At 71.7% G+C, this 21,103-nt stretch carries 16 protein-coding genes and 3 tRNA genes; 12 read left to right on the top strand and 7 right to left on the bottom strand.

Annotated features, from left to right (window positions below):
• Positions 1-44: 44 nt before the first annotated feature.
• Positions 45-1,340, bottom strand: coding sequence for a glycosyltransferase 87 family protein (locus DQE82_RS02315; protein WP_113971881.1), 1,296 nt, complete (start codon positions 1,338-1,340; stop codon positions 45-47).
• A gap of 74 nt (positions 1,341-1,414) precedes the next feature.
• Between DQE82_RS02315 and orn the strand changes: the two genes are divergently transcribed.
• Both orn and DQE82_RS02305 read left to right on the top strand, forming a co-directional pair.
• Positions 1,415-2,005 carry an oligoribonuclease gene (gene orn, locus DQE82_RS02310; RefSeq protein ID WP_082931010.1) on the top strand — a complete coding sequence of 197 codons (591 nt, stop codon included), beginning with the start codon at positions 1,415-1,417 and terminating at the stop codon, positions 2,003-2,005.
• A 90-nt stretch (positions 2,006-2,095) separates the two neighbouring features.
• Positions 2,096-2,168 (top strand) — tRNA-His (locus DQE82_RS02305).
• A gap of 281 nt (positions 2,169-2,449) precedes the next feature.
• On the opposite strand, the gene DQE82_RS02300 is transcribed toward DQE82_RS02305, so the two are convergent.
• The 3 genes from DQE82_RS02300 to DQE82_RS02290 form a co-directional block, all read right to left on the bottom strand.
• On the bottom strand, positions 2,450-3,040 hold the full coding sequence (locus DQE82_RS02300; RefSeq protein ID WP_113971880.1) for a hypothetical protein: 591 nt from the start codon (positions 3,038-3,040) through the stop codon (positions 2,450-2,452).
• A gap of 146 nt (positions 3,041-3,186) precedes the next feature.
• On the bottom strand, positions 3,187-4,500 hold the full coding sequence (locus DQE82_RS02295) for an Ig-like domain-containing protein (protein ID WP_113971879.1): 1,314 nt from the start codon (positions 4,498-4,500) through the stop codon (positions 3,187-3,189).
• Between the two features lie 161 nt (positions 4,501-4,661).
• Complete coding sequence (locus DQE82_RS02290) at positions 4,662-5,939, bottom strand: Ig-like domain-containing protein (RefSeq protein WP_113971878.1); 1,278 nt, start codon at positions 5,937-5,939, stop codon at positions 4,662-4,664.
• A gap of 187 nt (positions 5,940-6,126) precedes the next feature.
• Here DQE82_RS02290 and DQE82_RS02285 point away from each other — a divergent pair.
• The 4 genes from DQE82_RS02285 (at position 6,127) to DQE82_RS02270 (ending at position 8,247) form a co-directional block, all read left to right on the top strand.
• Positions 6,127-6,202, top strand: a tRNA-Lys gene (locus DQE82_RS02285).
• Positions 6,203-6,471: 269 nt separating this feature from the next.
• The gene (locus DQE82_RS02280) at positions 6,472-6,726 is read left to right on the top strand and encodes a hypothetical protein (RefSeq protein WP_043326130.1); all 255 of its coding nucleotides are present in this window, start codon (positions 6,472-6,474) and stop codon (positions 6,724-6,726) included.
• Positions 6,727-6,835: 109 nt separating this feature from the next.
• Positions 6,836-7,366: a kinase gene (locus DQE82_RS02275; RefSeq protein ID WP_113971877.1), complete on the top strand. Its 531-nt coding sequence runs from the start codon at positions 6,836-6,838 to the stop codon at positions 7,364-7,366.
• Positions 7,367-7,413: 47 nt separating this feature from the next.
• Positions 7,414-8,247 carry a MerR family transcriptional regulator gene (locus DQE82_RS02270; protein WP_113971876.1) on the top strand — a complete coding sequence of 278 codons (834 nt, stop codon included), beginning with the start codon at positions 7,414-7,416 and terminating at the stop codon, positions 8,245-8,247.
• Positions 8,248-8,311: 64 nt separating this feature from the next.
• Here DQE82_RS02270 and DQE82_RS02265 read toward each other — a convergent pair whose 3' ends face one another.
• Positions 8,312-9,046, bottom strand: coding sequence for a trans-aconitate 2-methyltransferase (locus DQE82_RS02265; protein ID WP_116962582.1), 735 nt, complete (start codon positions 9,044-9,046; stop codon positions 8,312-8,314).
• Between the two features lie 77 nt (positions 9,047-9,123).
• Here DQE82_RS02265 and DQE82_RS02260 point away from each other — a divergent pair, with 77 nt between their 5' ends.
• From DQE82_RS02260 to DQE82_RS02245, 4 genes are all read left to right on the top strand, one after another.
• Complete coding sequence (locus DQE82_RS02260; protein WP_113971874.1) at positions 9,124-12,189, top strand: VWD domain-containing protein; 3,066 nt, start codon at positions 9,124-9,126, stop codon at positions 12,187-12,189.
• 63 nt (positions 12,190-12,252) lie between these two features.
• Positions 12,253-12,328 (top strand) — tRNA-Lys (locus DQE82_RS02255).
• Positions 12,329-12,466: 138 nt separating this feature from the next.
• Entirely contained in the window at positions 12,467-13,795 is a 1,329-nt protein-coding gene (locus tag DQE82_RS02250) for an MFS transporter (protein WP_113971873.1), read from the top strand.
• Entirely contained in the window at positions 13,792-15,549 is a 1,758-nt protein-coding gene (locus DQE82_RS02245; protein WP_113971872.1) for a glycoside hydrolase family 2 protein, read from the top strand. Before DQE82_RS02250 ends, DQE82_RS02245 begins: the two co-directional genes overlap by 4 nt.
• Here DQE82_RS02245 and DQE82_RS02240 read toward each other — a convergent pair.
• Together DQE82_RS02240 and DQE82_RS02235 are read right to left on the bottom strand one after the other, a co-directional pair.
• Positions 15,534-16,514, bottom strand: coding sequence for a DUF2804 domain-containing protein (locus tag DQE82_RS02240; protein WP_113971871.1), 981 nt, complete (start codon positions 16,512-16,514; stop codon positions 15,534-15,536). The two genes, DQE82_RS02245 and DQE82_RS02240, sit on opposite strands and share 16 nt — an antisense overlap.
• Before the next feature lie 21 nt (positions 16,515-16,535).
• Positions 16,536-18,020, bottom strand: a complete 1,485-nt coding sequence (locus DQE82_RS02235) for a sigma-70 family RNA polymerase sigma factor (RefSeq protein WP_233514567.1) — start codon at positions 18,018-18,020, stop codon at positions 16,536-16,538.
• A gap of 112 nt (positions 18,021-18,132) precedes the next feature.
• Between DQE82_RS02235 and DQE82_RS02230 the strand changes: the two genes are divergently transcribed.
• Complete coding sequence (locus DQE82_RS02230; RefSeq protein WP_051611207.1) at positions 18,133-18,441, top strand: hypothetical protein; 309 nt, start codon at positions 18,133-18,135, stop codon at positions 18,439-18,441.
• A complete protein-coding gene (locus tag DQE82_RS02225; protein ID WP_233514566.1) occupies positions 18,442-21,096 on the top strand; it encodes a DUF4132 domain-containing protein in 2,655 nt (884 codons plus the stop codon).
• Positions 21,097-21,103 lie beyond the last annotated feature (7 nt).

Raw genomic sequence — 21,103 nt, 5'->3', positions numbered from 1 at the left:
GGATCGGTGCTACCTGGGAGAAATCTGAGGTAGTTGAGACCAGATTAGCGCTGATCGCCGTTTGTTGCGAGGTGTGTCCGTTCAGTCCGTGTTATCTGAGGTTCGTCCCGGTGGTGGCGGATCGGGAGCACCACCAGCAACAGCAGGCTGAGCAGCACGTACACGTTGCGCACGACGAAGTCGACCGGGTCGTCCGTGTGCACGATGGCGGTGCCCCAGTCCTGGAACGTCACCAGGCCGTACACGATCGGCAGGCCGACCACGGCGGCCAGCGCGAACAGCCCGCCCCGGCGGCGCGCCCCGGCCGGCGTCGCCGGATCGGCGTCCAGCGCCGCGTCGACGAGCACCACCACGGCGGGGATGAACCAGTAGAGGTGGTGGATCCAGGTGATCGGGCTGACCAGCCCGCCCACCAGGCCGGTCACTGTGAGCCCCACCAGCGCGTCCCCGGCGCGCGCCGCCCGCGCCGCGCGCCACAGGCCGAACGCGGCCACCGCCAGCGCGAGCAGCAGCCACAGCAGCCGGTCCGCCTCGGCCGACGCGGACAGGCGGCTGAGCAGCCCGAACAGCGACTGGTTGCCGGTGTAGTCGGTGCGGCCCACCCGGTCGGTGGCCCACAGCTCGTGGGTCCAGAACCGCCACGAGTCACCGGGCGCGACCGCCGCCGCCAGCAACGTGGCCGCCGCCGCGGTCGCCGCCGCCACCGCCGCCGCCCGCCACTTGCGGGCGACCAGCAGGTAGAGGACGAAGATGCCGGGGAAGAGCTTGAGCGCCGCGGCCAGTCCCACGCCCACGCCGGCCCAGCGTCGCCCCTGGGGTACGGCGAACAGCAGGTCGGCCAGGATCAGCACCACCAGCAGCATGTTGATCTGCCCGAGCGTGAGCGTCTCCCGGGTGCTCTCCACCGCCAGCACCAGCAGCACGGCGACCGTCAGCCCGAACCCGCGCGGCAGGTCGTGCCGCCGCAGCACCGGCAGCACCAGCCAGCGGGTCGTCACCACCACGGCGGCCACGGTCAGCACCACGAACGTGGCGACCGCGACGCCGAGCCGCAGATAGCCGAACGGCAGCAGCAGCAGCGCCGCGAACGGCGGATAGGTGAAGTAGAGCGCGCCCTGCACCCGGTCCGGCTGGACGTAGTCGTAGAGCGGATGCCCGGCCGCCCACCAGTCCATCGCCGACATGTAGATCTTCTGGTCGTAGTAGTCGTGGCGCAGGTTGGGCAGGTAGAGCGCCGGCAGGATCGCGACCAGCGCCAGCACCGCTACGACCCGCCGGACCGTACGCGCGCCCACGTCGCCGCGGGCGACGGCGGGTGGGGCGGCGGGTTCGGCTGGCACGCAGGAAACCCTAGCGGTCCACGTCGGCCACCGTGCCGAGGCGCGGGCGGGTCGGCGGCGCGTAGTCTGTTCCGGTGGCTGATCTTCTCGTCTGGATCGACTGTGAGATGACCGGGCTGGACCTGCGGCGGGACGCGCTGATCGAGGTCGCGGCGCTGGTCACCGATCCCGATCTCAACGTGCTCGGTGACGGCGTCGACGTGGTGATCCACGCCGACGACGAGGTGCTCGACGGCATGCCGGAGATCGTGCGCAGCATGCACGCCAAGTCCGGGCTCACCGAGGAGGTACGCCGCTCCACGGTCACCCTGGCCGAGGCCGAGGACATGGTGCTCGACTACGTGACCAGCTACGTGAAGGACCCACGTACCGCGCCGCTGTGCGGCAACTCGATCGCCACCGACCGGGGCTTCCTGGCCCGCGACATGACCCGGCTCGACGCCCACCTGCACTACCGGATGATCGACGTGTCGTCGATCAAGGAGCTGTGCCGGCGCTGGTACCCGCGGGTGTACTTCGGGCAGCCGCAGAAGGGCCTGGCCCACCGGGCGCTCGCCGACATCCGGGAGAGCATCCGCGAGCTGGAGTACTACCGGCGGACCGTGTTCGTGCCGCTGCCGGGCCCGGACGTCGAGGCCGCGAAGGCGATCGCCGCCCAGCTCTGACGCCCGCGCCGAACCCGGTGGACGGGGTCGGCCGGAGTATGGCTATTATTAGTCCGCGCACCGCCCGGGCAACCGCAAGCGGCGAGCATGGTGGCTGTAGCTCAGTTGGCAGAGCACCGGGTTGTGGTCCCGGTTGTCGTGGGTTCAATTCCCATCAGTCACCCCGATAGTGGATCTGCTCCACTGCCTGATCACGCCCCCTCCTTCGAGGGGGCGTGAGTCGTTTCAGGGGCACCGCAGGGGAGTCGTGGCCCCGCCAGTGCGCGTCTCCCCTGCGGAAGGCGTTCGAACTCCGGCTGGAAATCGACGCGATGTGCTTCCTGCCCGGAGAAGCACGCCTACACTGGGGTGGTACATAGAGCCGATCAGTCCGCGGATGTGGTCGGAAGTCGGGCCGAGGACTCCCGGGGCAGACCGGGACCTCGGCCCCGCGCATGTTCACAGTCAGTGCAGCTCGATCTCGGACATCCTCAGTGTGGGCGTCAGCGGAGCGAGCAGCTGTTGCCCATGAGCTGAGCCGTGTGCGCTGCTGACCGCGCCGGCAACGATGTCCGGCAGCCACAGCAGCGGATCACTCTGCGGTCCGTACGGCCGCACGAAGTCAATCTTGATCCGTCCTGAGATGATCCGCCGCCGCTTGAACTGAGCAATGGCAGCGGTGTCCTTGGCGTTGAGCGACGCCGTGCGGGTCTCGATGCTCGCGTGTTCCACGCCTGCCCGGTCGAGTTGCCACAACATCTGCTCCATGCACAGCCGCCGGGCGCGTTCCTGCCGGGAGCTGTCCATGCCGGTTCCCATGACCACCACATGGACCGCTGCAGTCATGGACGCCACGGCCTGGACCATCTTGCGCCGTTCGCCGTCGGTCGCGTCCCGGTAGTGAACGCGGGCCCGGGGCGTCGGAGCCAGCCTGGCAGCGTCGAACCTGACCATCTCGACCTCGCCGGTCTGTATCACCGCCGCTGCGAGCACGTAGATGCCGCTGCGGTCGGGCCGCTGACGCATCGACTCGTCGAGCCAGGCCGCGCTGCTCATCTGACCACCTCAACGACCGGCTGACGGAAGGTCCATGGCGCGCCCGGCCATGAGGGGAACGAGCGCGGTCCCGACAAGACATGGCCTGTGTGTCTCCTCACGACGAAGCCCCCTCCTTCCGGAGGGGGCTTCGTCGTGAGCGGGGTTCAGGGGGTCGGCTCGACGCTCGGCGTACCGGCGTCCGGCGTGGTGTCGGGGTCCGGGGTGTCGGCGGCCGGCGGCTCGTACGGCAGGGCGCTGCCCTTGACGTACTCCTCCCAGCTCATGTTCCAGTCGGTCCAGCCGTTGCCGTTCTGGAGCTTGCGCTCGGTGCCCTTCACCGTGATCGGGTCACCGATCCGGGTGTTGGCGAACAGCCAGTTGCCTTCCTTCATCGAGACGTTGACGCAGCCGTGCGACACGTTCGACCGGCCCTGCACGCCCTCGGACCAGGGCGCGGCGTGGATGAACTCGCCGCCCCAGGTGAGCCGCTGGGCGTAGTCGATCTCGGTGCGGTAGCCCTCCTCCGGGCCCAGCTCCTCCATGGTGTCGAAGACCGTGTGCCGGAGCTTCTCCATCACCACCATCGTGCCGCTGGACGAGGGGGTGCTCTTCTTGCCCAGGCTCACCGGGATGGTCTTGACCACCTTGCCGTCGCGGGTCACAGTCATCCGCTTGGTGCGGTTGTCAACCGTCATCACGAACGACGGGCCGATCTTGACGTCGACGGTGAGGTCGGACCGGCCGTACCAGCCGCCGCCGAGCGGCAGCCCGCCCGCCTGCACCTTGTAGCTGACGGTGCTGTTCGGCTTCCAGAACGTCTTGGGCCGGTAGCGCACCTCGGTCGGGCTCACCCAGTGCCAGATGCCCTCCTGGGCCGGCTTGGCGGTGACGATCATCCGGCGCTGCACGTCGTCGCGGTAGTCCTCCGGGATGGCCCGGCCGAACTTCACGATCAGCGGCATGGCCACGCCGACGACCTGGTTGTCGCCGAGGAAGCTGGTGACCCGGACCTGCTTGGCCGGCTTCGCCATGGTGGTGAACGTGCTGGTGGCGGTCGCGGGCTTGCCGTCGTCGCCGGTCGCCGTCACGGTCGCGGTGTACGTCTGCCCGTACTCCAGGGCGCCGGCCGGCAGCCAGCTCTTGCCGTCCGCGGCGACCGCGCCGTCAACGGCCTTGCCGGCGGAGTCCTTCACCTCGACTGTCGTCTCCTGCGCCTCGGTCGTGGTGAAGACGATGGCGGTGGAGGCGGGCACATCCTTGGCGTCGGCGGCGGGCTCGCTGATCGTGGCGGCGGCCTTCGGGGCCTTCTCGCCACCGTCGCCGCCGCCCTGCCAGCTCGACGGCTTGCCGCCACCGCCGCCGGTGCAGGCGGAGGTCAGGGCCAACGCGGCGGCGAGCACCCCGGCCGCCAGCGCGCGGCGGCGGCCGACGCGCGGGGCGCTCCCGCCCCTGATCGGTTCGTCCTGGCCAGCTCGCATGATTCCCTCACAAGTGATGCCGTTCGGCGTCGTCTCAGGTCAGACGCGCCGGAGCGCTTACGCGTTGCCGGGCGTGAACCGGAACACCCCGCCGGGATGTAACGATTCCACGGCCGCCCGGCGCTTCGTCGGAGGTGGCGTGTCCGACCACGGTACGCCGGTCAGAACGGGGCGGGCTGCCCGCCCTCCGGCACCGGCAGCGCGCTGCCGGCGACGAACTCCGACCAGCTCAAGCTCCAGGCAGTCCAGCCGTTACCCGGCGCGAGGCGCCGCTCGGTGCCCTTCACCGTGATCGGATCACCGACGAGCGTCTTGCCGAACAGCCACCGCCCGTCGGCCATCGACACGTTGACGCAGCCGTGCGAGACGTTCCGGCGCCCCTGCACGCCCTCGGACCAGGGCGCGGCGTGGATGTACTCGCCGCCCCAGGTGATCCGCTGGGCGAAGTCGATCTCGGTGACGTACCGGTTGGCCGGGTCCGGCTCGCTGCGGGTGTCGAAGACGGTGGACTCCTTCTTCTCCATCACCACCATCGTGCCGCTGGAGGAGGGGGTGCTCTTCTTGCCCAGGCTCACCGGCAGCGTACGGATCACCGTGCCGTTCTCGGAGACCGTCATCCGCTTCGTTGCGTTGTCGACGGTCATCTCGAACGCGCGGCCGATCTTCGCGGTGGCGCTCCGGTCGATGTTGCCGTAGCGGCCGTTGCTCAGCGGGATCCCGGCCAGCGCCAGCCGGACGGTGATCGTGGTGCCGGTCTTCCAGTACTCCGGGGCGCGGTAGTACGCCTGCGTGCCGTTGTCGACCCAGTGCCAGGCGCCGGGCTGCGGCGGGTCCGTCTGCACGAACATCCGCTTCTGCACGGCGGCCCGGTCCTTCTTCGGGATGCCCGGGGAGAACTCGGCGACCACCGGCATGGCCACGCCGTACGTCTTGTCGCTGAACAGGTAGAGCCCGGAGCCGATCATCGACTTCGGCTTGGCCATCGTGGTGAACGTGCTGGTGCCCTCGTACGTCTGGCCGTCGTTGCCGGCGCCGGTGACGGTGGCGGTGTACTTCGTGCCGTACTTCAGCGCGGCCGACGGCACCCAGCTGGACCCGTCCCGTCGCATCCGTCCGGCGACGGCGGTGCCGTCGGCGGTGGCGAGCACCACCTTCGACACGGTGCCGCCGCCCGGGATGCGGGCGCTGATCTCGGTGCTGACCGGCCGGCTCGCCGCGCCGTCGGCCGGGCTGACAGTCAGCGCCGCCGCGGGGGCGCCGCCAGTCGGGGCGGCGCTCGGGTCGGCGGGCGCCGAGGCCGAGACGCCGCCGACCTGCTGCTGGCCGGGCTCGAACGCCGGCTTCTTCCCCTCGTCGCCGCCGCCGCACCCGGTCAGTGCCAGCGACGCCGTGAGGACCAGGGCGCCCACCGTCGCCCCGGCCCGCGAGAACCTGCCCATGCCCACCCCTGTCCTCACATGCCTGGCGGACATCGTGCCGTATCGACGCCATCTGACCCGCCCCGGCGCTGAACAGTCTGACCGTTTTAGTCGCTTTCGCCGGTTAAGCTCGTCCGAAGGGGGGACCCCGGTACCGGATTGGAACCCGGCTCCGCGGGCGTGCTAATCTTCTTCCCGTTGTCAGCGAGCGCCGCTAGCTCAACTGGCAGAGCAGCGGACTCTTAATCCGCGGGTTCGGGGTTCGAGTCCCTGGCGGCGCACCAACGAGCAAGGCCCTGAGCAGGCGTTCCACGCCGCTCGGGGCCTTTTTCGCGTACGCCGCCCGCCGGGGCCGCGGGGCGATCGTCCGTGGGTGGAACACCATCGGTGTCAAACGGGCCGGGAGGCACCCATGACGTTCCACCGAGCGCGGCCAGCCTGGTGGCGGGGTGGAACCGGCCCGTCGGGGCGCCTTGTGCCGCCGACCTAAGCTGATCATGGTCGTGCGACCACGATGGACGGTCGGGCGACGATGATGAGAATGGGAGAAGACGTGAAAGCCTTCCGACGGCCGCGGATCCGCAGCCTCGTCGCCGCCACCTCGGTCGCGGGCGCCCTGGTGCTCGGTCTGGGCGTGCCCGCGTACGCGGACTACTCGAGCCCGACCTACCCGACCCTGAAGGCCTGCAACGAAGCCCGGCCCAAGTACCAGTCGTCGTGGACGAAGCCGCAGGCGTGCCGCCCCATGTACAACTGGGACGGCACGAAGGTGATCGGGTACGCGTTCCTGGTGATCACCCGGGCCTAGTAGCCCGGAGCGCCCGGGCCGGGTCGCCCGTCGGACTGCCAGGGGCAGCGCCGGCGGGCGACCGCCGCCGTCGGCATCCGACCGCGGCAGCCGAAGCCAGGGAGGCGCCGTGCCCGCTGAGACCACCGGGAGCCCGGACACGGTCCTCGTCTGCATCAGGGGCAACTCCGGCTCGGGCAAGAGCAGCATCGCCCGTGAGCTACGACACCGGCACGGCCGGGGATGCGCCCTCGTCGAACAGGACTACCTGCGCCGCGTCGTCCTGCGCGAACGGGACACGCCCGGCGGCGTCGCGCCCGCCCTGATCGAGCAGACCGTCCGGTTCGCGCTCGACCACGGCTACCACGTGGTCCTGGAGGGCATCCTGTACACCGGCCGCTACCGCGACATGCTGACCTCGCTGCGGGACGGCCACCGGGGGCGGTCGCTGTTCTGCTACCTCGACGTGTCGCTGGCCGAGACGCTGCGCCGGCATCTGACCCGCCCGCAGGCCAGTGACTTCACCGCCGAGCAGATGAGCGGCTGGTACGCCGCGCACGACATCCTGGGCTGGCCCGGCGAACTCGTCCTCCCGGAGAGCACCGGCTTGGAGCAGGCGGTCGAGACGATCGCGGCCGCCGCCGGGCTGCCCCAGCATTAGGCGGCGGCGCTTGACCTTGCGGTTACTGAAGGGGGCAGGCTGGGATCATGTTGTCGATCAGCGAGTTCAGCCAGATGTGTCACCTGTCGCCGCAGGCGCTGCGCTTCTACCACGCCGAAGGGCTGCTCGTGCCCGCCGAGGTCGACGACCGGACCGGCCACCGCTCGTACGCCTTCGAGCAGGTGGAACGCGCCATGCTGATCACCCTGCTGCGGGACACCGGGATGAGCGTGAAGCTCGTCCGGCGTGCCCTCGACGAACCGGACCAGGCGCTCGCCCTGCTCGATCGGCACAGCGACGAGGTCAGCCGGGAACGCCAGGCGCAGGCGGACGCGATCGCTGCCGCCCGCGCCGTCTTCGAGGCGCAGCCGGAGCCGCGGCTGCGGCACGTGCCGGCCACGACGGTGGTGGCGCGGCTCGTGCCGGGCACGCCGCTGGGCCGGGACGCGCAGGAGTGGGACCGGGCCGAGGAGATCATCCAGGCGGCGGCGGCCGAACTGGTCACCGCCGTGCGGCGGGCGGGCCTCACCTGCCTGGGCGAGCCGTGGCGGACGATGGCGCTGGAGACGCCGGAGCAGGACCGGCGCGTACTCGACGGCACCGGGCCGTTCTGGACGGTCAAGGTCGCGGTGACGGGCACCCCGGAGACGCTGCCGTCCCTGCCTGCCGACCTGTTCGTGCAGACGCCGGACGCCCACGACGAGTTGTTCATCTTCATGCCGGGCCGCAACACCATGGCCAAGTACTGCACTGTGGTCCTGCGCCTGCTCGACGCCGCCCCGGTCGACGGCGACCGGTTCGTCAACCTGGCGCGTCTTCGTCAGGAGGTCCGCCCCGACGGCGTGCTCAGCAGCGCGCCGGTCGAGCGACGACCGGCGTGACCGAATGAGCTGCGGACTCGGCGAGCCGCTTGAGGTTCAGCAACTGCCGCGGGCCATCACCAGGTCACCGAGCATCGGCGCGGCCCAGCACCAGCGTGGTCCGCAGGTCGAGCACGACGGTGCCGCCGAAGTCGTCCACCAGCCGGTCCAGGGCGGCGATCCCGCGCTGCTGCTGCTCGGGGGTGCGGGACAGGTACGGCCCGAACGTGCGCATCAGCGCCAGGTACCGCTCCTTGTCCAGCGGCAGTTCCCGCCGGAACACCTCGCGGCGTACGTCGTCGAACTGTCCGCTGTCGAGGATGTCCTGGTGGAACCAGTCGACGGGCCGCTTCCGGACGGTGGGGTCGACGGATCGCAGTGCGGCCCGGACGGCGGCCTGCTGGCCGGCGTCGGCGTAGTCGTAGCGGTGCCCGAAGACGGCGAGCGTGCCGCCGGGTGCCAGGGCGCGCCGGGCCAGGGCGTTGCGGGTGGCGGCGTCCAGCCAGTGCCAGGCCATCGCGCAGGCGAGCACGTCCACCCCGCCGGCCGGCGGCGACCATCGCTCGAACGTCGTCGCCTCGACGCGGGCGTCCGGGAACCGCTCGGCCAGCCGGGCCGCCATCCGCGCGTCGGGCTCCACACAGGTCAGCGGCGCGCCGAGGCGGGCCAGCACGTCGGTGCCCTTCCCGGTGCCCGCGCCGACCTCGACCACTGAGGCCGGGGTACCGCCGTGGTAGGCGAGGATCGACTCGGCGATCTCCGGCGGATAACCGGGCCGCGCGCGCTCGTACAGGTCGGCGACCGTACCGAAGAGCTTCATCACCAGCAGGATACGGCTCCGACCGGTCCCCGACAGACCGCGCGGAAACCGGCCCACCCGCTTCTACAGTCCGCACCATGAGGTGGACCCTGCGGCTGGCTGCGGCGCTCGGCGTACTCGTGACCGCTCTGGCGACCGGGGTGGCGAGCGCCGCCGCGGCGCCCGCCGACGGCGGCCTCGGCCTGGCGCTGCGGCCCGGTCAGGCCGACTACCGCGCCGGGGACCAGGTCCGCCTCGACCTCACCGTCACGAACGCCACCGGCGCGGCCTGCGCGCTCGCCACCAGCGCCGTCGGCACCGTGCAGATCACCGGGGTACGCCGGGACGGGCGCGACGTCACGCCGACGCTCGCCCGCAGCTTCCACGACGACGGGATCGGCGCCGCCGCCACCGCCGGACTGACCACGGTGGAGCCGGGCGCGACCGCCACAGTGACCTCGACCGGGGTACGGCTGCGCGACGGCGAGGTGGTGCTCCGCTCGGTGGCCGCCACGCCGGACGGCGGCGGGCTGGACACGCTCTGGCCGGTCGGCGCACCCGGCCGGTACGAGGTGACAGCGGGCTACGTGACGCTGCCGGTGACCGGCGCGGCGGACCTGTGCGCGGGCGCGACGGTGCTGCGGACCAGCACGTTCACCGTGTCCGACGACGGCGGTCCCGGCCGACGCTGGCTCTGGCTCGTCGGTGGGGGAGTCCTCGCGCTGCTCGTCGTCGCACTGGTGGTGCTGCTGCTGGTACGCCGACGACGCCGGCCGACCGCCGCCGTCGTGGCGCTGCTGCTGGTCGCCGTCGGCGCGTACGTCGGCGGCGGTGCCCGGGCGGCGCGGGCCGACTACGGCGTCGACCCGACCGCCGGGGTGCCGGTCAGCGGCGTCGACTTCCAGGCGGCTGTCGACGGCTGCCTGGCCGGGTTCGCGCTACCCGGCGGCGACCCGTCCGGCCTGCTGCCGAGGCTGCGCGACAAGAAGAGCCCCCGGGTGCGGATCATCCCGACCACTGGTGGCTCCGGCGCGTTCGAGACGCCGGACAGCGCCGACGGCAAGGGCTCCTCGACCGTCACCTGGAACCCGACCTCCACCGACCCGTACGGCGACGGAGTGGCCCGTGACCCCTGCGCCGCGCTCTACCACGAGCTGAACCACGCTGACGACATCTCTCGGAACGCGGTCCCGCAGGGCGCGTGCGGCGGCACCGGCATCCCTACCGCCGAGGTGAAGGCGACGCTCGCGGAGAACCGCTACCGGGCGGCGAAGGGGCTGCCGCCGCGCACCGAGTACAAGGGGAAGACGCTGCCGAAGAGCCTCGACGAGTGCAAGAAGCCGGCCAAGAAGACGCCGCCGCCGAAAGGGCCGGTGAAGCTCTGCGAGGACGGCGCCGACTGCGGCGGCAGCAACGGCGACCCGCACCTGGTCACGTTCGACCGGGTCGCCTACGACTTCCAGGCAGTCGGCGAGTTCACGCTGGTCGCCTCCACCGGTGGCGACCCGCTGGAGGTGCAGGTGCGGCAGGCCCCGATGGCGGGCACGCGGACCGCCTCGGTCAACTCGGCCGTCGCGTTCCGGGTCGGCGCGCACCGCGTCGCGCTGACCCTCACCGACGGCGGCACGCGGGTACACGTCGACGGCGCGCCGCTCGCCGTACCTCCGGACCGCACCGACCTGGCCGGCGGCGGCACGCTCACCCGCCGCCCGTCGGACACCGGCCCCACCGACGGGTACGACGTGACGTGGCCGGACGGGTCCGCGGCGGCGGTGGACCAGATCGGCCGGTACGGCTACCGGATCCTGGTGCGGCTGGCCGAGACCCGGGCCGGAAAGGTACGCGGACTGCTCGGGGACTTCGACGGCGACCCGGCCGACGACATCGCGCCCGCCTCCGGGGCGCCGTTGGCCCAGCCGGTGCCTTTCGGCAAGCTCTATCCCGCGTACGCGGACAGCTGGCGGATCGCCGCGGACCGCTCGCTGCTGCACTACGACGACGGGCAGGACACCGGCACGTTCACCGACCGCGCGTTCCCGGAACGGGAGGTCACCGTCGCCGACCTCGACCCGGCCCGGCGCGCCGCCGCCGAGCAGGTCTGCCGCTGGGCCGGCGTCACCGCGCCCGCCCAGCTCGCCGAGTGCGTCTTCGACGTCGCGGTCAGCGGGCGCCCCGAGTTCGCCGTCGTCGGCGCGAGCACGGAGCGGGTCGCCCCACCGGCGGCCACCCCGATCACCGCCGTACCCGTCGCCACCGCCACGCTCGCCCCCGGCGGCGCGCCGCTGACGTTCACCGCCCGCGCCGGGGACGCCGTCTTCGTCGACGCCACCGCGCCCGGCATCGGCGACCGCTGCTCGCCGTACGTGCTCACCGAGCCGGGCGGCCGGGAGATCGCCAGCGGATGCAACATCAAGGGCAACGGGTACGTCGACCGCGTCGACCTCACCGCCACCGGCACGTACGCGCTGCGGGTCGTCGCCGCGCCCGGCGACACCGGCCGAGCCGCCGTGCGGGTGTACGCGGCGCGGGACAGCGACGGCACGCTGCAACCGAACGGCCCGGCGGTCACCGCCACCGTCGAGCAGCCCGGCGCGCGGGCGCGTTACCGGTTCACCGGGCGCGCGGGCGAGCGCGTCTACGTGGAGGTGCCGACGAGCACGCTCACCGACCAGTGCTCGCCGCTGGAACTGCGGGACGCCGAGGGGCGGCTGCTGCGCAGCGGCTGCGTGATCAACGGGACCGGCGAGATCGACGGCACGGTGCTGCCCGCCGACGGGACGTACACGGTGGTGGTCGACCCCACCGAACGCGGCACCGGCACGACCACGCTGCGGCTGGTCACCAGCCGGGACCGGGAGGCGGCGATCACGCCCGGCGGGCCACCTGTCGTCGCCGTCGTGGAACGGCCCGGCGCGGTCATCGGCTACCGGTTCACCGCCGTCGCCGGCACGTCGGTGACGGTGAGCGCGACCGCCTCCGACCTGCCGGACCAGTGCGGCGTGCTGGCGCTGCGCGCGCCCGACGGCAGCACCGTCGGCAGCGGCTGCGTGATCAACGGGGCCGGTGAACTCGGGCCGACCGTGGTGCCGGCCTCCGGGGCGTACACCCTGGTGGTGGACCCGTCGGGGGCCGCGACCGGGCAGGTCACGCTGGCGGTGCGGTGAGGCCGACCCTGGATTTCGGGGGTGGCGGGCGGGCGTGCTAACGTCTCGTCCCGTTGTCAGCGAGCGCCGCTAGCTCAACTGGCAGAGCAGCGGACTCTTAATCCGCGGGTTCGGGGTTCGAGTCCCTGGCGGCGCACCAACGATCAAGGCCCTGGTTCGGTCACCCGTACCAGGGCCTTTTCGTCGTGCCTGCTCGGACGCGGCAGCCTCGCCGACCCCGGACCCATCGACGGCCGGGCGGGACGGATCATATTCTGACCCGTCGAAGGAGGCCGTCGTGTCCGCCACCCGGAGCGTGCTCACCCCGGCTACCTCGGCCGGTCCGGTCGGGCTGCGCCCCCGCACCTGGACCGCGCTGATCGTGCTCGGGCTCGTCGGGCAGATGGCCTGGACCATCGAGAACATCTACCTGAACCTGTTCGTGTACGACACGATCACCGACGATCCCAACGCGATCGCCACGATGGTCGCCGCCAGCGCCGTGACCGCCACTGTCGCCACCCTGCTGCTCGGGGCCCTCTCCGACCGGACCGGGCGGCGCCGGTCGTTCATCGCGGGCGGCTACCTGCTGTGGGGCGTCTCCACCGCCGCCTTCGGCTTCCTGACAGTGGGTTTCGTGGAGGACATCGCGCCCGTCGCGAACGTCGTGCTGGTCACGGCGATCGCGGTCATCACCCTCGACTGCCTGATGTCCTTCCTCGGCTCGGGCGCAAACGACGCGGCGTTCCAGGCGTGGGTCACCGACGTGACCGAGCCGGCCAACCGTGGCCGGGTCGAGTCGGTGCTCGCCATCATGCCGCTGGTCTCGATGCTGGTGATCTTCGGCGGGTTCGACGGGCTGGCCCGCGCCGGGAACTGGCGGCTGTTCTTCGTGGTCATCGGCGCGATCATGGCCGTGGCCGGTCTGCTGGCCTGGTTCCTGGTGGAGGACAGCCCGTCACTCGTCCGGCACGAGGGCGGCTACCTGCGCGCCGTCGTCCACGGTTTGCGCCCGGCCGCCGTCCGGGCCAACCCGGGGCTCTACCTCGCCCTGGCGGCCTGGTCGATCTGGGGGATCTCCACGCAGGTGTTCCTGCCGTATCTGATCATCTACCTGCAGCGGTACCTGCGGATCGAGGGGTACGCGATCGTCCTGGCCGTCGTCCTCGTCACGGCGTCGGCAGTCAGCGTGGTCGGCGGGCGGCTCATCGACCGCGTCGGCAAGGTGCGCTTCCTCCTGCCGGCAGTAGTGGTGTACGGCGCCGGCCTGGCGCTGATGTTCTTCGCCCGCGGCATGGTTCCCGTGATCGCCGCCGGGATCGTGATGATGTCGGGCTTCATGCTCGTCCTCGCCCCGATCGGCGCCATCGTGCGCGACTACTCGCCACCGGATCGGGCCGGCCATGTCCAGGGGCTGCGGATGGTCTTCGCCATCCTCGTTCCGATGCTCGTCGGCCCGTACCTCGGCGCTGCCGTGATCACCGGCGCCGGCGAGGTCTACGAGGATCTCGGCGTGGTGAAGCAGGTTCCGACGCCGGGCATCTTCCTCATGGCGCTCGCAGTGCTGGTCCTCATCGCGGTGCCGGCCGTGGCGCTGCGGCGGCGGGAGCGGGAGGCCCGGGCATGACACTGCTGACCCCGTGGGGCTCCACGCTCGACCCGGAGCGGGTCCTGCCCGAGTACCCCCGCCCGCAGTTCGCCCGGGACAGCTATCTCAACCTCAACGGCCGGTGGGAGTACGCGATCACCGGTTCGGCCACCGAGCCGGAACGCTACGACGGCGAAATCCTCGTGCCGTTCTCCCCGGAGTCCACGCTCTCCGGCGTCGGGCGGCAGCTCCAGCCGGGCGAGACGCTCTGGTACCGCCGACCGCTGACCCTCCCGGTGGGCTTCCACGCGGCCGGCTCGCGCCTGCTGCTGCACTTCGGCGCGGTCGACCAGACCTGCCAGGTCTACCTGAACGGCGTTGCGGTCGGCGGCCATACCGGCGGGTATCTGCCGTTCACCTGCGACATCACCGACGCGCTCCGCGAGGACGCCAACGTCCTGGTCGTGGCGGTCCGGGACGACAGCGACACCGGCCACCACTCCCGGGGCAAGCAGCGGTTGCGCCGCGGCGGCATCTGGTACACCGCCCAGTCCGGGATCTGGCAGACGGTGTGGGCCGAGAGCGTGCCCGCCGTACACCTGCGGCACCTCACCCTGACCCCGCTCCTCGACGAGCGGTGCGTCGAGGTGACGGTGCACGCGACGGCGGATGCCGGCGACGCCGGCATCCGGATCCTGGCCGACGGGGTCGCGGTGGCCGAGGCCACCGCACCCGTCGGCGTGGCCGTTCGCATCCCGATCCCCGAGGTACGGCAGTGGAGCCCCGAGGATCCGTTCCTCTACGACGTGACCGCCGAGTTGGGCGCGGACCGGGTTCGCAGCTACTTCGGCATGCGTTCGTTCGGTGTCGGACCGGACGGGGACGGCGTGCCCCGCCTGCTGCTCAACGGGCGGCCGTACTTCCACGCCGGCATCCTCGATCAGGGCTACTGGTCGGACGGCATGTACACGGCGCCCTCCGACGAGGCGATGATCGCCGACATCGCCACCATGAAGCGGCTCGGGTTCACCATGCTGCGCAAGCACATCAAGATCGAGCCGCTGCGCTGGTATCACCACTGCGACCGGCTGGGGATGCTGGTCTGGCAGGACATGGTCAACGGTGGCAGCAGTTACCACCCGCTGGTCGTCACCGCCCCGGCGGTGACGCCGTTGCGGCTGCCCGACCGGGGCCGGTGGCGGCGCTGGTTCGGCCGTGCCGACGCCGGTGGACGGGACCGGTTCCGGGCCGAGCTGCGCGACACCGTCGAGCACCTGCGCAACGTGGTGAGCCTCGCCGTGTGGGTGCCCTTCAACGAGGGCTGGGGGCAGTTCGACGCGGCCCGGATCGCCCGCGAGGTCGCCGAACTCGACAGCACCCGTACTGTCGACCACGCCAGCGGCTGGCACGACCAGGGCGGCGGCGACCTGCGCAGCCTGCACGTCTACTTCCGCCGCTTCCGGGTGCCGCGGCGACGCGGCGACCGCCGGGTGCTGGTGCTGTCCGAGTACGGCGGCTACAACCTGCGCGTCGACGGGCACGCCTTCAGCCGCAAGGATTTCGGTTACCGGCGCTACCGGAGCGCCGAGGACCTGGCGGAGGCGTTCACGCGGCTGCACACCGAGCAGATCGTGCCCGCGGTCCGGGCCGGTCTGAGCGCGACCGTCTACACCCAGCTGTCCGACGTGGAGGACGAGCTGAACGGTCTGCTCACGTACGACCGGCGCGTGGTCAAGCTTCCCGAGGACGTGGTCCGGCAGGTCAACGAGCGGCTGCGTCACCAGCGGTTCTGAGCTTCCTCCGCCCAGCCGACCAGGCCGTCCAGAGCCACCCGTTCGCCGTCGTCCGCCTGGGCCCAGCCGGAGAAGTGCCCGAAGCACTGGTGGGTCTCGCTGGCCACGACGCCGAGGTTGGTGCGGGAGACCTTCTCGTGGAACGGGTGGAACTCCACCTCGACGCGATCACCGCTGATCCGCCACGGCCGCAGCCAGTCGCGGCGGTCGTAGCTCCAGCGCAGTTCGGCGCCGAGCTTGTGCAGCCGACCGCCGGTGAACAGAGCGTTCTCGGTCGAGCCGGTGCCGTCGGTCCACTTGCCGCCGAGCTGGATCGACACGTCCGGTCCGCTGCCCGCCGCCCAGTTCCACGTGATCGCGTACGGCCACTTGCCCCGGCCGTGGTCGAGCACGGCGAACGAGTCCCGCTCGTCCACGACGTGCGTCGTACCGTTCACCCGCAGTGAGCCGCGCACCGGGCGCCCGACGTCCTTGACCGTGTACTGGAACCGGCGCGTGCTCCACGGGACCACGACGCCGAGCGACTCGTGGCCGGGCGGGAGCGGCACCACGAGGTCGATCTGGATGCCCGGCGCGGTGGCACGGATCGTGCTGCCCTCGGTGGTCTGGTCGATGTCGATCGACAGGCCGCCTCCGTGCGCGTGCACGGCGCCCACGCCGCTGATCGGCGGCATGACGACGCCGCGGGCGAACGGGACCACGGCGTCCGTGCCGGTCTCGACCTTCGTGGCGCGGTCGAGCACGTAGACGCCGTGCACCCCGGCGTAGTCCAGCGACGACGCGACGAGGCCGACGATGTGGGTCGGCGTCACTATCCCCCAGTACTCCCAGCGCTTGGTTCTACCCCAACCGCGTAGGTTCGCCCGGTGCAGCGGCCGGCGGGTCCAGCCGACCGCGGCGGGGTTGAGCCGCCCGTCCGGAAGGCACAGGTCGACCGGCTCGACGATCTCCTTCTCGTGCGTCATCGGGGGAGCGTAGCGACCGCCTCAGTAGTCGATGTTGATGGCGGCGACCTGGCGGCTGCCGTTGAACACGATCGCCGGGCCGGCGAAGCGGGAGCTGGCGTACGTCAGCGCCGTCTTGTGCCCAGGGCTGTTGAACCACGCCTCGATCATCTGCTCCGGCGAGGAGTTGCCCGACGAGGCGAACAGCACCTCGTGCCCGCAGTGCTGCAACCCGCTCGCGTTCAGGTTCCGCCGTACGCAGGACTCCGCCTCCCGGTGTTGCGCCGCGCCCAGCTTGACCTCGGTCAGCCCGAGCGCGCGGCGCCGCTCGTTGAGCAGCACCAGCAGCCGCCGTTCCGCTGCTGACAAGCCGTTGGACGTGGCGGTGGACTTGACCGGCGACGGGGTCGGCTTTGGCGACTTGCTGGGCTTCGCCGCCCGGCTCGGGGTGGGGCTCGGGAGGGCGGCGGTCGGGGAGGCGGCGGTCGGGGAGGGTGTGAGCGCGGGAGCGGTGGTCGCGGTCGCGGGCTGCGAGGCCGCCACGCTCGTCGGCTGCTGCTTCGATCCGCTCGGGTAGTTGGCAAGGATCAGACCACCCCCGCCGAGCACGGCAACGGCCGCGGCGACGCCGACCAGGGTCTTGGACAACGAGAGCCCGGACCTCGCTCCGGCCGCCACGGCGTGCGTACCGGCCGGGGTGACGGGCGACACGGAGGCGACGGGGTGCAGCTTCTGCGTGACGTCCGAGGCGAGTGCGGCCGGGGGCGGCGTGAGCGCCAGGCCGGCGAGCAGCCGTTCGGCGGGCACCAGGTCGTTCGTCGCGTCCGGGCAGTGCGCGCAGTCCCGGAGATGCCGCGCGAACCGCTTGCGCCACAGCGGCGCCGGCTGACCGTTCCAGCCCGACGCGGTGTCGCGCAGGCCGGCGCAGCCGGGCCGCGCGGTGAGGGCTCGCACCACCAGCCGGGCGGTGTCCAGTTGCGCCTTCATCCGGGACACCCGCACGGTCACGTGATGTGGCTCCAGGCGCAGGGCGTCGACCAGGTCGGCGCGGGTGAGGTGACCGGCCTCGACCAGCCACCACAGGGACAGCAGGTGGCGGTGGTCGTCGTCCAGCCAGCGCGTGGCCAGCACGACCTCGCGGCGCTGGTCGGCGAGGCGGAGCTGGGTCAGGGTCAGGTCCTCGAAGTCCGCGCGCGGGTCGATCACGTTGTCGATGTCCTCCGGCGGCGCCGGTGTGGTCGGCCGGCGCTGCGTGTGGGTGCGGATCTCGTTCATGGTGACGGCGACCAGCCACGACCGGAACAGCCGCGGCTCGCGGACGCCCGGCAGGCCGCGTACGACGCTCAGCATCGTGTTCTGCACCACGTCGTCGACGTCGGCCGACCGGTTCAGCGCCCGGCCCACGATGTTGTAGACCAGCGGCAGACAGTGCGAGACCACCTCGTCCGTCGCCGCCCGGTCGCCGCGGCGCGCCGCGTCCACCACCGCCGACATGTCGGCCCTGTTCGGGTACGCGGGATAGGACACGCTCACAACCTCGCCTTCACGGAATGATCTCGTACACCGTGGAGACTGTCCGGTACGCGGTCAGGTCACACAAAATGCTGAGGTGTCGGAGGGAAGCGTTACCTTCTCCGCCATGCCATTGATCACAGTCACCGACGAGGTGGTCGGAGCTCCGGGCGGGCCCGCGTGGACCATTGAGGTCTTCGAGGAGACGCTGCCCCTCGCCGAGTTGATCCGCCGTCGGGTTTCCCTCGAGATCGCCGAGTCCGGCGCGGACGCCGATCCCGAGGAGCGGACGCGGATGACACTCGACGCGTTCGGCCGCAACGCCTTCGTGGTGCTCGTGGACGACCACCAGGTCACCGACCTGGACGAGAAGGTCCGCCTGCACGCGGGATCGCGCGTCACCTTCCTCAAGCTCGTCCCGCTGGTGGGTGGCTGAGTGGACACGTACGACCCCGAGTCGGCCCTGCGCGATGTGGCCGCCACCGCCAAGAGGTGGTGGGGCCCGAGCGCCCAGAACCTCAACGAGACCGGCAAGCAGGAATTCGTCGACCGGGTGGTGACGGTGTGCGGCTGGGCACCGGCGGGAGCGGTTCCGTCGCTGCTCGCCGCGCTCAAAGATTCGCACGGGCCCTACTATCTCGCTGCGCCGTTGGTCGAGCTGCTGCCGGAGGCCACCCGGAAGGTCGAGTCGGTCGCCGCCGCCGTGGCCGACCTGACCGGCGACGACGCGGATCACGACAGGCGTGTCGTCGCCGCCTCCACCCTGATCGACAGCCTGCCGAACCTGCCGTACCAGCACGAGGAGCCGTGGGACCGGGCCCGGGGCGTGGCGTGGCGCCGCACGAAGGAACTCCTGGCCGCACAACCGGCGCCGGTACGGCAGGTGGTGTTCGACGCGTTGGCCGTGCCGGGCTCGGGCAAGGACGGGTGGGCCACGCTGATCCGTGCCGTGTGTTCCGGCGGCGGCCTCGACGGCTCGGCCTGGCTCGGCCGGCTGAGCACTCAGGCCTGGCTGGGATTCAACTACTGGAGCTCCCATCTCGAGCGGTTCACCTGGGAGTCCCTCCAGGCGGAGGCCTCGGCCGGGCGGGTGAACCCGGCGGCGCTGGCGACCTGGCGTCGGACCGGGATCGAGCGCTCGCTGAGCTACATCAGCGACGAGGCCGACCGGATGTGGCCGATCCCCAACGTCGGTGAGCAGTGGGCCGACCGCGCCGTAGCGGACATCGAGGCGATGCCGGCGGATCGCCGGTCCGCGTGGGAGGCGCTGCTGGCGCACTGCCCGGTCGAGGCGGACAAGGCGAAGCCGACGGCCGCCTGGCGCAAGCAGGCCCGGTCGCTGCTCGACGCGGTGGGCGTCGACGAGTTCACCGCCCGGCTCGACGACTGGCTCCCGCTCGTCGGGCAGTCCCGCAGCCTGCCACTGCGCATGACCACGTGCTGCGCCGGCCACATCAAGGACATGCCACCACGGATGATCGACCGCTACAACGTCAGGCTGCTGTGGGGCCTGCTCTGGATGCGGACGATGTGCCCGCCGTCCGAAGAGACCCTGCGTAGCCTCGGCCAGATCGCGGAACGGGCCGCCCGCAAGATCTCCGGCCACGGCCCGGCGAGCCCGAAGCTGGCGAACGCCGCGGTCGCGGCGCTCGTCGACACCGATCACCCGGCCGCGCTCGCCCAGCTGGCGCGGCTGTCCTCGCGGCTGACCTACAAGAGCACCCTGCGCCTGGTGGAAAAGGGGCTGACCCGGCACGCCGAGGCGCGCGGCGTCAGCCGGGAGGACGTCGAGGAGATGGCCCTGCCCGGCTTCGGGCTGCCGCTCGCGGACAAGCTGGGCGACTGCTCGTACGAGCTGGAGGTGCGCGGTGTCGACGCCGTAGTGGTGTGGCGCAACGCGGACGGCAAGGTGGTCAGGACGCCTCCGGCGCAGGTGCGCAAGGAGCACGGCGAGGAGGTGAAGGAGCTGAAGGCGACTGTCGCCGACGTCGCCGCGACGCTCGTCGCCACCCGCGACCGGCTGGAAGGGCTGCTGCGGCGCGACCGTTCGTGGACCGTCGAGCAGTGGCGCGAACGGCTCCTGGACCATCCGCTGGCCCGTACGCTGGCCCGGCGGCTCGTCTGGACGGTCGACGGCGTCGCCTGCTGCTGGGCCGGTGAGGCGCTGCGCACAGTGGACGACACCGTGTTCGAGCCGGCCGGCGACGCGACGGTCCGGTTGTGGCATCCGGTGCTCGACCCCGACGCGGTGGGGCCGTGGCGGGAGTTCCTGACCCGGCACGCGATCACCCAGCCGTTCAAGCAGGCGCACCGGGAGCAGTATCTGCTCACCGACGCGGAGCGGGCCACTGGCGTGTACTCCAACCGGTTCGCCGCGCACATCGTGCGTCAGCACCGGCTCAACGCGCTGCTGTCCCGGCGCGGCTGGTCGTACGTCCAGCACCGCAACGACGGGGCGTCCTACAACCTGCCCTGGCTGGCCCTCCCGGACTGGGGGCTGCGCGCCGAACTGGGTGTCGCCGGGATCGAGCACCGGGACGACGACCTCGTGTTCGACACGATGGGAACCGACCAGCTGTTCTTCATCCGGGGCGAGCGCCTGCCGGTTCCGCTGGCGCAGGTTCCGCCGGTCGTGCTGAGCGAGGTGATGCGCGACGTCGACCTGTTCGTGGCCGCGGCCGGGGTGGGCGCCGACCCGAACTGGTACGACGGTGGGCCGGAGGGCCGGTATCGCGACTACTGGGCGCAGAACAGCTTCGGCGAGCTGAACCCGACCGGCCGGACGCGCCGGGACGTGCTGGCGGAGCTGATCCCCCGGCTGGCGATCGCCGGTCGCTGCACGCTCACCGACAGGTTCCTGGAGGTACGCGGCGACCTGCACACGTACCGCATCCACTGCGGCTCGGGCAACATCCTGATCGCCCCGGACGAGCGGTACCTGTGCGTCATCCCGGACTCGGCGAAGGCGAAGGAGCCGGAGATGTTCCTGCCGTTCGAGGGTGACAGCCGGCTCGGCGAGATCATCAGCAAGGCGTTGCTGCTTGCCGCCGACAAGAAGATCAAGGATCCGGTGATCCTGCGCCAGCTGTGAGGCGGCC

Source organism: Micromonospora sp. LHW51205 (genome assembly GCF_003315815.1).
GTDB classification, from domain to species: domain Bacteria; phylum Actinomycetota; class Actinomycetes; order Mycobacteriales; family Micromonosporaceae; genus Micromonospora; species Micromonospora chalcea.
Note: the sequence above shows the minus strand (reverse complement) of the source record. Positions and strands in the feature narration are given on the sequence as shown.